The organism is Hoeflea sp. AS60, from assembly GCF_038900115.1.
Lineage (GTDB): Bacteria > Pseudomonadota > Alphaproteobacteria > Rhizobiales > Rhizobiaceae > Hoeflea.
The window spans coordinates 256853-268550 of the sequence record NZ_JBBMQP010000002.1; the positions used below are offsets into that span (position 1 = coordinate 256853).

Consider the following 11698-nt stretch of genomic DNA (forward strand, 5'->3'; position numbering starts at 1 on the left):
GAATCTGGATCCGGCCTTACTTGGCCGGTTCGGTGTTGGACCAGAGAACCGGTCCCCCGTCTTTTTCGTAGGCCATGCCATTGGGGAAGGAGATGGCCTCCATCTGCAGGCCCCATGGCGCGAAGAAATAGATGATCGACTGTCCTGCCGCCGGACCCTCGTTGACCGGGAAGGGACCCATCAAAGTGCGGATTCCCTTGTCCTTGAAGTAGGCCGCGGCTGCGTCAATGTCATCGACGTAGAAGGCGATGTGACGTCCGCCTATATCACTGTTGCGCGGCGTGACCGTCTTCTGGTCGGGCGCGTCGTAATCGAACAGTTCGATATTGCTGCCGAAACCGCAGCGCATCAGAGTGATCTGGTTGACAACGGCCCGCGGGTCGACATCAAGCAGGTCCTTCATGAAGTTGCCCGTATCATCACGGTAGGGGCCAAATGAAGTGGCCTTCTCGCATCCAAGCACATCGGAAAAGAAGGTTTCGGCCTCGGCGATATCAGGAACGGTCAACCCGATATGATTGATACCCCTTACACCGGGCAGCGTGTCTGCCTGGGCGGAAAAAGTCCCTACGGCCAAGGCAATAGCGGCGGCAGCTAGAATGCAATGCTTCATTCGACTTCTCCTGGGTTGATTGGTTGGGTTAAGTTGATGCGGTGTATTCAGCCGGTCAAAAGTCGTGTTTTCTGATGTTCTTGAGCATCTTCTGCAAAGTGGTGACGAAGGCCTGTCGTTCTTCATCGGAAATGCCCTTGAACATCTCGGCATAGTTCCGCGCCATGGATGGCCAGAGCTGATCAAGTGCTGCACGTCCAGTTTCGGTTATGCCTATCCGCGTCACTCGACTGTCGTTTGCATCTGGATCGCGCCGGACGAGCCCATCTGAAACAAGCTGTTCAAGTGCCCGGCTGAGCGTTGACTGTTCGACCACGGCATAGACTGCAAGCTCACTGATCGGCAGCGCGTCGATGACCGAGAGCACCGCAAGTGCCCTCATTTTCGGCGTCGTCAGCCCAAGATCGGTCATCTCCTGCCGCAGCTCTGCATTGTAGCGGCCCATGATCCTGTTCATCAGATAGGGGGCGAAATTGGACAAGCCGATTTCGCCAAGTCGCTGCAAGGGTTGGGACTTTTCGATTTCCGGGGTATCGATCTCGTTCATCCGCCCAACCTCTTGGCAAGCAGGAGGCCCGAGCCGCCACCGAGCCCGGGGCCCGGATGGGTCGAGGCGCCAATGTGGTGCAGGTTTTCAACCGCGGTAGCGTTGTTCTGGCTATGGGAGAATGGCCGCCAGATGAAGAACTGGTCCAATGCGCAGGATCCACCATACGGATCGCCGCCTACCAGATTGATGTTCATGGCTTCGAGATCGACCGGAGAGTAAGCCTTGCGGGCGAGAACGCTGCCGGAAAATCCCTCGATATGGGCGGCGAGGATCGCTTCGATGCGGTCGGCGAAGGCTTCGCGGGTGGCTTCGCTCCAGACGCCATCGGTGGCAATCTCACCTGCGGCATCGCCCTTGATGCTGCGAGGTGCATCGGGAATCTGCAGCCAGAGGACAGACTTTCCTTCCGGGCATCGTGTTGGGTCAAGGCGGTGTGGCTGGCCAACGCAGATGGTCGGTGCCACCGGCAGCATTCCGCGCTCGGCCTCGTTGGAGGATTTGGAAACGGAATCTATGCTTTCGGCCAGATGGATGAGCGCGACGTCGTCCAGACCAGAAGTCTTCCAGCGGATCGGGCCATCAATGGCGTAGTGTAGCTGGAAATTGCCCCGGCCATGACGAAACTGGCTCAGGTCGGATTTAACTGCGTCAGGAAGTGTTTTGGTGTCGTCGCGTAAAAGCCGGTTGTAAAGCTGTCCGGGCGCGACTGAACAAATCACATGGGTACCGGAAATCTCGGTTCCGTCGGCAAGCCTGACACCGGATGCCTTGCCATTGTGCACAAGAACCTGATCGACATCGGCATTGGCGCGCAATTCGCCGCCTTTTTCCTCGATCAACCCTTTGAATGCTGCGACTGCCTGACTGGCGCCGCCCTTGACCACGGGAGCGCCTGCCGCTTCCAATGCGAAGGCAATGACCTTGCCCATCTGGCCGCCATAGGCGGATTCGGTGGTCAGGCCCGTGTGCAGCGCCCATGGTGCCCACAGGGCTTGCAGCATTGGTGAGGCGTAGGTGGTTTCAAGCCAGGCACGGGTCGGCCGCAGGGCCTGTCCCATCCAGGCGGCGAGGCCGCGAAGTCCGCGCTTCCAGGCCTGACTTGCCAGAAGTTTGGCTGTCGGCCAGCTCCAGAGCTCTCCGCCGAGCAGGGCGAACAGGAACGGTGCGTCTGCCTCGATTGCTCCGACATCGGCGCCGTGCCTATCGCCGTCACCGGCCGAGAGCGCATTGAAGGTCTTGATATTGGCGGCCCGGTCGGTGGTCATGACCAGCGAGGAGCCGTCAGGCCGCAGCACCGCAGTCGGGTGCGGCGTATGGCAGAACTCCAGACCATGCCGCGCCAGATCAGGTCCGAGCGCGGCATGGGCGGGGGAGGTAAGGAAAAGCACGAAGGTTGCCGCCATGACATCATGGTGGAAGCCCGGCAAGGTGATTTCCTCGGTGCGCAGGCAGCCGCCGAAACGGTCTGCGCGTTCGAGGACCAGCACGCGTTTCCCTTTTGAGGAAAGCATGGCCGCAGCAACGAGCGCATTGATCCCGCTGCCCACAATGATGTGGTCAAAATCTGCCATTGTCCTGGTCTCCGGCTGGGACGTGCCTTAGCCGCGTGCAACCAGCGCCATGGCGCGGATTGGGCTTCCGGTTCCCTTGACAATCTTCAGCGGCGCAGCGATCAGGATCGCGCCCTTGGGCGGGAGTTTGTCAAGATTTGCCAGCGAGGCGAGGCCGTACTTGTTGGCCGCATGCAGCAGATTGTGCGCAGGGTAGGGCGGCTCCATGCCGCCGGCCTGGCCGGCGTCGGTGCCGATGCACTGATTGCCCCAACCAATCACGCCCTTCGACAGGATGTACTGAATGCAGTCGACTGTCGGGCCAGGCGAATGCGGACCGGTTTCGTCGGCATTGAGATAGGCCGCTTCATCACCTGCGCGGGCGTCCCAGTCGGAGCGCATCACCACCCATTCGCCGGGCTTGATCTCGCCATGCTTGGCTTCCCAGGCCTTAACGCCAGCCGCATCGAGCAGGAAGTCAGGGTTCTTGGCCACTTCAGCCGAGCAGTCGATCACGTTGACCGGTGCAACGAAATTCTGTGGCGGAATGGAATCCGTATAACCGTCAGCGTAGTCCTTCCCGGTGATCCAGTGATGTGGCGCATCGAAATGGGTGCCGGAGTGCTCGCCGATCTTGAGCCAGTTCCATGCAAAGAACGGACCGTCGCTGTCATATTCGGAAATCTTGTGAATTTCGATCTTGGGCGTGTTCTTGGCGAAATCTTCTGGCAACTGGAGAAGTGGCGTGTCAGGTCCGAGCGGTCCGGAGAGGTCCACAACCTCGACTTTTCCCTCAAGCAGCATTCCGGCGAGATGACCTAGTGTTTCTACAGCGTTCATCAGTGATCCTCCTGTGACAGGCGTGTTTTTGGGTTTCAGCTAAGGTCCCGTAGGCCGGGATCTGTGTCTGCGATAAATAGATGCTAGACAGAATAATATGCATTTGCAATTATAAATCTCGAATGGAGATTTGCTTTGGTGCAGAGCGAGTATGACGCGATAATTGTTGGTTCTGGCGTGAACAGTCTGGCCTGTGCAGTCCATCTGGGCGCGAAAGGCTGGCGGGTTGGCGTGTTTGAGCAGGCCGAAACAGCTGGCGGAGCCATCAAGACGCTTGAATTGACCGAGTCGGGCTTTCGCCACGACTGGGCGGCGATGAATCTCAGTCTTTTTGCTGGATCAGGCTTTTTCAAGGCTTATGGTGAGGATCTGATCGGGCGCGGACTTGAGTTCGCGCCTGCTTCACATTGTTTTGCCAGTGTTTTCGATGATGGCAAGTGGCTGGGTGTGAGTACTGGCCCTGGCGAGACGCGCGCACGCATCGCCGCATTGTCCGAAGCGGACGCGAAGGTGTGGGATCAGCTGTGTGCGGATTTTCCGGGCACTGCGGAGTATGTTTTTGCCTTGCTGGGAAATCCCATGCAAATGCATATACAAGGCAAGCTGTTGGCAAAGGCGCTTTTCCGGAAAGGCTTTTCCTGGACTGCAGATCTTGTGCGGCTGTTGCTGTCCACGCCACGCAAGTGGTTGTCGGAGACATTTGAATCCGATCAGGTTCGTGCGACCATGGCGGCCTGGGGCATGCATCTTGATTTCGCGCCCGACATGGCCGGCGGGGCGGTGTTTCCCTATCTCGAATCGATGGCCAACCAGAATTTCGGCATGGTCATCGGCAAAGGTGGCGCGGACACGGTCACGCGGGCGCTTGTATCAAAGATCGAGGCATCCGGCGGTGAGGTCCATTGTGGCAGCAAGGTTGCTCGGGTCATCCGGGAGGGTGGCAAGGCGGCCGGGGTTGAGCTTGCCGACGGTACGAAGATAAAGGCCAAAAAGGCGGTCATCGCCAATGTCGCGCCGAGCGGGCTGATGTCGCTGCTTGAAGGCGGCTCCGGAGATGCCGGGTTTGACCAGAAGATGACAAAGTTTGTCCATGCGCCAGGAACGATGATGATTCATCTGGCCTTGGATGGCCTTCCGGACTGGAAGGCGAGCGAAGAGCTCAAGACATTTGCCTATGTGCACATCGCGCCGTCTCTTGACCAGATGGCGCGCACCTATCAGCAGGCGGTCGCCGGACTGTTGCCGGATGAGCCAATCCTCGTTGTTGGTCAGCCGACCACCGTTGATCCAAGTCGTGCGCCCGAGGGCAAGCACGTGCTCTGGGTTCAGGTGCGGATGGTCCCGGGCGAGATCCGGGGTGACGCTGCGGGCAAGATCACGCAGACCGATTGGGCAGAGGTCAAGGACATCTATGCCGAGCGTGCGCTGGATATCATCGAACGGCATGCTCCGGGTACGCGAGCAAAGATAATCAGTCGCGCTGTCATTTCGCCGCTGGACCTGGAGGCCGACAATCCGAACCTTGTCGGCGGCGATCAGGTTGCGGGCAGCCATCATCTTTCACAGAATTTCCTGTTTCGTCCGGCCTTGGGCCACGCCACGGGAAAGACCCCCGTCGAGGGTTTGCATCTCACCGGTGCAAGCGTCTGGCCGGGGGCGGGCACCGGAGCGGGTGCAGGTTATATGCTCGCCCAGAAACTGGGCGGGAAATGAACACCCAAAAAAACAGGGAGAACAGCATGAATCAGATTTCTCGTCGCACAGTGCTCAAGGGCACGGTCGCGGCAGTTGCCATTGGCGCTTTCGCCGGACCTTCGTTTGCCCAGGGCATCGAAGAGCTTGTCATCGCCTATAACGTCAATTTGCCGTCCTGGGACCCGACCGTCGGTCCTTCGGCAGTCAACCCGACCATCCAGGGCATTTACCAGTCGGTATTCGACCAGTTCATCCTGCAGAAGCCTGACCTTTCGCCTGCGCCGGGCCTGCTCACCGAATGGGGCTGGAACGATGACAAGACCAAGGTGATGATGACAGTGCGCGAAGGCGTGACCTGGCACGATGGCTCGCCGTTCACTGCGGAAGACGTGGCCTGGTCGCTGCGACGCGCAGCTGATGAGAAGACCGGCAACCCGATCCAGTTCGTCTGGTCGACGCTGGCCAACATCAAGGCCGAAGGCAATATGGTGACCGCGGATGTCGCCCGTTTCGAGCCTACCATCTTCAAGTGGATGTACTTCCTGACCGGCTATGTGCTGCCCAAGGCGTACTATGAAAAGGTCGGCGCGGACGGCTTTGAAGCTGCGCCCATCGGCACTGGCCCCTACATGGTCGACAAGTTCGAACGCAACGCGTTCGTGCGGCTGAAGGCCAACCCGAACTACTGGGGCGGCAAGCCGGACTTTGAAACGGTCACCATCAAGTTCGTGACTGATGCCGCATCCCGCGTTGCCGAAATCGAATCCGGCAATTCGCATGTGACGCTGGAAATGCCTTATGAAGAGTATGACCGTCTGAAGGGCGGAAACGGCATTGCAGGAACCGCAGCGCCGATTTCCGACATCGGCATGATCTTCCTCAACGACATTGATGTGATGCTGGATCCAAACGTACGCATGGCTGCTGCCATGTCGATCGACAAGCAGCTGATCATTGATCGCCTGCTTTCGGGCTATGGCGTTGCCATCGATACGTTGGAAACTCCCGAGTACTCGGCCTACGATGCTTCGATCAAGGTTCCTTACGATCCTGAAAAGGCCAAGGAACTGCTGGCTGCTTCCGGCTATTCGCCGGAAAACCCGGTCAAGTTCAAGATCCAGACAACACGCGGCTTCAAGCCGAAGGATTACGAAATGATCCAGGCCATTGTCGGCCTGTGGCGCAAGATCGGCATCGAGGCTGAAATCGAAGTCTACGAAATCGCCAAGCATTACGAATTGCGTGCAGCCGACCAGCTGGCGCCTGCCGCGTTCTACAACTGGGGCAACTCGGTCGGCGATCCGACGACATCGACCGGCTTCGCGATGTTTGGACCTTCGCCTCACTCGGTGTGGGACGGACAGGATCTCATCGACATGATCGGCCCGCTCTGGGGCGAGGGTGACGAGGAGAAGCGTATCGACGGCTGGAAGAAGGTCGACAAGTACATTGCCGACAACGCGCTGGTGATCCCGCTGCTGCAGTATGTGCAGCCGATCCTTCATGCGTCGGGCGTTGAAGTCACCCCGCATGCATCGGGCGCTCTTCTGCCGCATCTGATGAAGCGCGCTTCCTAAGCGTCAAACCAATGCACGGGCCGCCGCCTTCGGGTGGCGGCCCCTTTTTGCAGGATATCCATCTTGAAATTGTTGCGCGCGATTCTGCTACGCCTTGCGACCATGTCGGTCACCTTGATCGGGGCGGCGGTGGTGGTGTTCTTTGTCATCCGTGTGGTGCCGGGAAACCCTATCGCCATGATGTTGCCCCCGGGTGCGACGGATGAGGATGTTGCCCGTCTGACCGCGCTCTATGGACTGGACAAGACCATCATCGAGCAGTTCTGGATCTGGCTGACCGGGGTTTTCCACGGCGATTTCGGCACCTCGATCTCGCTGCGGCAGCCGGTGATGCCCCTGGTGCTCGGACGGCTTCCGGCGACGCTTGAACTGGCGATCTTTGCGCTGGTGATCGCCGTGGTGATCGGCGGCATTCTGGCGCTGACCGGCGTCAGGCACCGCGAGACGCGCACCGAAACGGCTATTGATGTCGCCAATGGCGTAGGTCTTTCAATCCCGGACTTTCTCTGGGCACTGATCCTGATCGTGCTGTTTGGCGTGCTGATGCCGATTTTTCATATATCGGGCAGGATTTCACCTTCGCTGGATCTGCCCTTTGTCACGCAATTCTATGTGTTCGAGAGCGTCGCGCGGTTGCGCTTTGATCTCTGGTGGGACCTGCTCAAGCACATGTTCATGCCCGCCCTGGCGCTGGCCATCCCGCTGGCCGCGATCATCAGCCAGTTGCTCAAGCAGTCGCTCAAGGAAACCATGCATCTCGACTATGTGACGCTGTCTCGCACCAAGGGGTATAGCGAAAATCATGTGATTCTGTCCGAGGCGCTGCCCAATGCGGTTCTGCCGACGCTGACGCTGATCGGGGTTCAGTTCACGTTCCTGATCGGTGGCACGGTGATCATCGAACGGCTGTTTTCCTATGAAGGGCTCGGCAACATGGCGATCGATGCGGTGATCAACCGCGATCTGCCTCTCATTCAGGGGATCGTGATTGTCTTTGCCCTCCTGTTCACCGTCATCAATCTGGTTGTCGACATGACCTATGCGCTGCTTAATCCGAGGCTGCGTCATGCTTGATGGCCGCGGTTCAATCAAACGGCGTCTTGGCGCACGGTTGTGGCTTTCGGGCACATGGCTTGGCATCATGGCTCTGCTGGCGCTTTTGGCGCCGCTTGTCAGCCCGCATGACCCGCTGGCGCAGGACCTGTTTGCCGGGCGTCTGCCGCCGTTCTGGATGAGCGGCTCGGATCCAGCCTATCTGCTGGGGACCGACAGCCTCGGGCGGGACGTGCTGTCGCGCCTGATCCACGGTGCGCGGATCGCGTTTTCCGTGGCGCTGGTTGCGGGACTTGCGACGGCGTTTGTCGGATCGTTGCTTGGTCTGCTGGCAGGCTATATGCGCGGTTGGGTCGATGTTGCGATCTCGCGACTGGTCGATATCTGGATGGCGTTCCCGCCGGTTCTGTTCGCGATCCTGCTGATCGCGGTGCTGGGCACCGGGCTGACATCCATCATAATCGCCATCGTGGTGATTGACTGGACCCGGTTCTGCCGTGTGGTTCGGGCCGAGGCGATGAACCAGTCGGCGATGGACTATGTCTCGAGTGCGGTCGTTGCCGGTCGGCCGCGGCGCGATATCCTGTGGCGGGAAATCCTGCCAAATGTGCTGCCAACGATTGTCGCGTTGTCGACGCTCGAAATGGGCATCGCCGTGATTGTCGAGGCAATCCTGTCGTTTGTGAACCTGTCGATCTCGACAGACGCGCCGACCTGGGGCGGGATGATCGCCGAGGGGCGCACCTCGATCCATCAGGCCTGGTGGGTGCTCGCATTCCCGCTCGGCATCCTCTTTCTGACCGTCCTGTCCTTCAGCCAGTTTGGCGAAGGGCTCAAGGACCGCTTTGATCCGGTGCTGCGATGAGTGCGTTTCTGACAGTCAACAATCTATCGGCGGCGCTGCACGGTTACGATCAGCGGGTCCTCAGATCGGTGTCGTTCAGCATTGATACCGGCGAAGTCCTCGGACTCGTGGGAGAAAGCGGCGCCGGCAAGAGCATGATCGGCAAGGCAATCCTGGGGATTCTGCCCTCTGCAATCTCGATCATCGAAGGCGAGATCCTGCTCGACGGGCAGGATCTGCAAAAAATGAAGCCTGCCGACCGCCGGCGGTTGATCGGGGCTACGGCGGCGTTGATCCCTCAGGATCCGTTGACTGCGCTCAACCCGTCGCGACGGATCGAACCACAGATCACCAACCGGCTGGTCGATATTCTCGGTTGGACCAAGGCGGATGCGCGGGTTCGCGCGCTCGAGCTGCTCAACGAGGTTTACATCGACAATCCCGAACGGGTGATGGGCAGTTATCCGCATGAATTGTCGGGCGGGATGCGTCAGCGCGTACTGATCGCCTCTGCGTTTGCAGCCAATCCCAAGCTTGTTATCGCCGATGAACCAACAACTGCGCTCGATGTGACCGTTCAAAAGCAGATCCTGCGGCTGATCCGCGAGCTGCAGGCGCGCCATGCCACAGCTATGGTCTTCGTTACCCATGATCTGGGTGTGGTCTCGAAAGTCTGTCAGCGGTTGTCTGTTCTCTATGGCGGCAAGATCGTGGAAAATTCCAGTGTGCCGGACTTTTTTGAAGGACCCAAGCACGCCTATTCCCGCGCCCTGCTGGCAGCGACGCCGAAATACACTGATCCGGGTGCATCGCTGCTGCCGGTCGATGAGGCGGTGATCGAGGCGGTTGCCGCCGAGGTTCTGGTTGCCGACAAGGAGTGGCGAGATGGCAGATGATATGGCTACACCCGGAGCTACGGCGCCAGACAACATTCTGTTTTCGGCCCGATCGCTCGAGGTGGCGCTGCCGGATATGGCGGCGAAACCGGTTTTTGGCCGGGCGCCGCTGATCCGCATCCTCAACGGTATTGATGTCGACATTACCCGTGGTTCGGTGCTTGGCATTGTGGGTGGGTCTGGTTCAGGCAAGTCAACGCTTGGGCGGGCGCTGTTGCGGCTGATCGAACCAACCGCCGGAACCATCCTGTTTGACGGTCAGGATATTACCCACCTGAATGAAGATGCTTTGCGGCCGATCCGCAGGCGCATGCAGATGATCTTTCAGGATCCGATGTCGTCGCTCAATCCACGACGTCGCGTCGGCGCTATCATCGCCGACCCGATGCAGATGCATGGTTTTGATGCAATTGATCGCCGCGTCGATGACGCGCTTGATCACGTTGGCCTGCCGCGCGGTTTCCGTAGCCGGTATCCGCATGAACTCTCGGGTGGCCAGCGGCAGAGAGTGGGCATAGCGCGTGCGATCGCGCTGAAGCCTGAATTTATTCTGGCGGATGAAATCGTCTCCGGGCTTGATGTGTCGTCACAGGCGCAAGTGCTCAATGTGCTTGCCGAGCTGGTGAAGGAACTCGGGCTGACGCTGGCGTTCATCAGTCATGATCTGTCGGTCATCCGGCGCCTGTGCAACCGGGTCATGGTTTTGCAACGCGGCACCATCGTCGAGTATGCCGAGGCCGACCGCCTGTTTGATGCGCCGCAGGCCGCTTACACGCGCGAACTGCTCGACGCCATTCCGTTGCCTGATCCACAGCAGGCGAACTGGTAGACTTGCCAGCTTACAGACAAGATGATGGGCCAGCGAACGCAGGGCGGCGTCGCGGACCGGGGAGAATGAGATGACTTTACAGACCAGCCACACAAGTGCCGGGCAATCCGACGGCGACGGTTACATGCTTTACCATTCGATCGGTCAGTATCCGGGCAAAGCGGCTGACATGAAAGCTGCACTGTCGGATTTTGCCGATTGCTGGGCTGCGCCGAACGACGAGCAATGGGGCTATGCGCTTGGACAGCGCCAGCGGTTCATCGACCTTTGGAGCCAGTTGCTCAGGGCGCCATCGGCGTCACTGACCACGACCGAGAATGTCACATCCGCGCTGGCCGCGTTGATCATGGCACTGCCGCGCAAGGATCTCGAGGGCAGGGTGGTGCTGGTCGCCGGCGACTGCTTTCCGAGCCTTCACTTTCTGCTGACAGGCCTTGCCGAGCGATACGGTTTTGAGCTGCGTACGGTCAAACTTCGTGATGGCGCGAACTGGGTCGAGGACGAGGACGTGATGGCAGCCTGGGGACCCGAGGTTGGGCTTGCCTTGCTCACCTGGGTCAGTTCCACCTCTTCGCACAGGTGCGATCTTGGTGCTCTGGTGGCGCATGGTCGCAAGCAGGGGTCGCTGATTGGCGTCGATATCACACAAGCCGCAGGGCTGATGGACTACGACTGCCTGGCCGTGGCTGCAGATTTCGCGATTTCGACCAGTCTCAAATGGATGTGCGGATCTCCGGGCGGCGGCATCCTGCAGGTGATGCCTGATGTGATCGCAAGGTGTCAGCCAAGCCTCAGGGGCTGGTTCAGCCAGGAGAACATATTCTCCTGGGACATCAACGCGTTTTCCTATGCGCCAGACATTCGCCGATTTGACAATGGCACACCTTCGGTGATGGCTTGCGTGGCTTCCGTGCCCGCGCTTGAGTGGCATGCGGCGCAAGATTGGGGCAAGCAGCTTGAGAAGAACCGCGCCTTGAGCGATGTCATCATCGCCGCCGCCGATGAGGCCGGTTTTGAACTGGCCTCGCCACGCGATCCGGAACAGCGCGGTGGAAGCGTCATGGTGCGTTTGTCTGATGCGGACGCCGCCCAGGCATTGCTCTCCAGACTGCGCACAGTTTCGGTGTTCGCCGATGCACGCGGCGCTATCCTGCGGTGTTCGCCTGGATTCATGACCACGCAAGTGGGTGTGGACAGGCTGATAGCTGCTTTGAAAGCTGCCTGAACCGCAAGTCTGTCCGTTGCCTAACC

General features: G+C 59.3%; 11 protein-coding genes. 7 read left to right on the forward strand and 4 right to left on the reverse strand.

All coding sequences use genetic code 11. From position 1 onward, the window contains the following. Nucleotides 1–16 precede the first annotated feature (16 nt). The 4 genes from WNZ14_RS11495 to WNZ14_RS11510 are packed head-to-tail and all read right to left on the reverse strand — an operon-like array spanning nucleotide 17 to nucleotide 3553. Nucleotides 17–613 carry a VOC family protein gene (locus tag WNZ14_RS11495; RefSeq protein WP_342868791.1) on the reverse strand — a complete coding sequence of 199 codons (597 nt, stop codon included), beginning with the start codon at nucleotides 611–613 and terminating at the stop codon, nucleotides 17–19. 55 nt (nucleotides 614–668) lie between these two features. Next, a complete protein-coding gene (locus tag WNZ14_RS11500) occupies nucleotides 669–1160 on the reverse strand; it encodes a MarR family transcriptional regulator (protein WP_342868792.1) in 492 nt (163 codons plus the stop codon). Further along, nucleotides 1157–2734, reverse strand: coding sequence for an NAD(P)/FAD-dependent oxidoreductase (locus WNZ14_RS11505; protein ID WP_342868793.1), 1578 nt, complete (start codon nucleotides 2732–2734; stop codon nucleotides 1157–1159). The genes WNZ14_RS11500 and WNZ14_RS11505 overlap by 4 nt, the downstream gene beginning before the upstream one ends. Before the next feature lie 27 nt (nucleotides 2735–2761). After that, on the reverse strand, nucleotides 2762–3553 hold the full coding sequence (locus WNZ14_RS11510; protein WP_342868794.1) for a cyclase family protein: 792 nt from the start codon (nucleotides 3551–3553) through the stop codon (nucleotides 2762–2764). A gap of 138 nt (nucleotides 3554–3691) precedes the next feature. Here WNZ14_RS11510 and WNZ14_RS11515 point away from each other — a divergent pair, with 138 nt between their 5' ends. The 7 genes from WNZ14_RS11515 to WNZ14_RS11545 all read left to right on the forward strand — a co-directional run bounded on the left by WNZ14_RS11515 (nucleotide 3692) and on the right by WNZ14_RS11545 (nucleotide 11672). After that, nucleotides 3692–5266, forward strand: a complete 1575-nt coding sequence (locus WNZ14_RS11515; RefSeq protein ID WP_342868795.1) for an NAD(P)/FAD-dependent oxidoreductase — start codon at nucleotides 3692–3694, stop codon at nucleotides 5264–5266. Nucleotides 5267–5292: 26 nt separating this feature from the next. Further along, a complete protein-coding gene (locus tag WNZ14_RS11520) occupies nucleotides 5293–6825 on the forward strand; it encodes an ABC transporter substrate-binding protein (RefSeq protein WP_342868796.1) in 1533 nt (510 codons plus the stop codon). A gap of 63 nt (nucleotides 6826–6888) precedes the next feature. Next, entirely contained in the window at nucleotides 6889–7899 is a 1011-nt protein-coding gene (locus WNZ14_RS11525; protein ID WP_342868797.1) for an ABC transporter permease, read from the forward strand. Continuing rightward, the gene (locus WNZ14_RS11530) at nucleotides 7892–8743 is read left to right on the forward strand and encodes an ABC transporter permease (protein ID WP_342868798.1); all 852 of its coding nucleotides are present in this window, start codon (nucleotides 7892–7894) and stop codon (nucleotides 8741–8743) included. The genes WNZ14_RS11525 and WNZ14_RS11530 overlap by 8 nt, the downstream gene beginning before the upstream one ends. After that, nucleotides 8740–9618 (forward strand): ABC transporter ATP-binding protein, encoded by an 879-nt coding sequence (locus tag WNZ14_RS11535; protein WP_342868799.1) that lies wholly within the window; start codon nucleotides 8740–8742, stop codon nucleotides 9616–9618. Before WNZ14_RS11530 ends, WNZ14_RS11535 begins: the two co-directional genes overlap by 4 nt. Then, entirely contained in the window at nucleotides 9608–10447 is an 840-nt protein-coding gene (locus WNZ14_RS11540) for an ATP-binding cassette domain-containing protein (protein WP_342868800.1), read from the forward strand. The genes WNZ14_RS11535 and WNZ14_RS11540 overlap by 11 nt, the downstream gene beginning before the upstream one ends. A 70-nt stretch (nucleotides 10448–10517) precedes the next feature. Continuing rightward, entirely contained in the window at nucleotides 10518–11672 is a 1155-nt protein-coding gene (locus tag WNZ14_RS11545; RefSeq protein ID WP_342868801.1) for an aminotransferase class V-fold PLP-dependent enzyme, read from the forward strand. Nucleotides 11673–11698 lie beyond the last annotated feature (26 nt).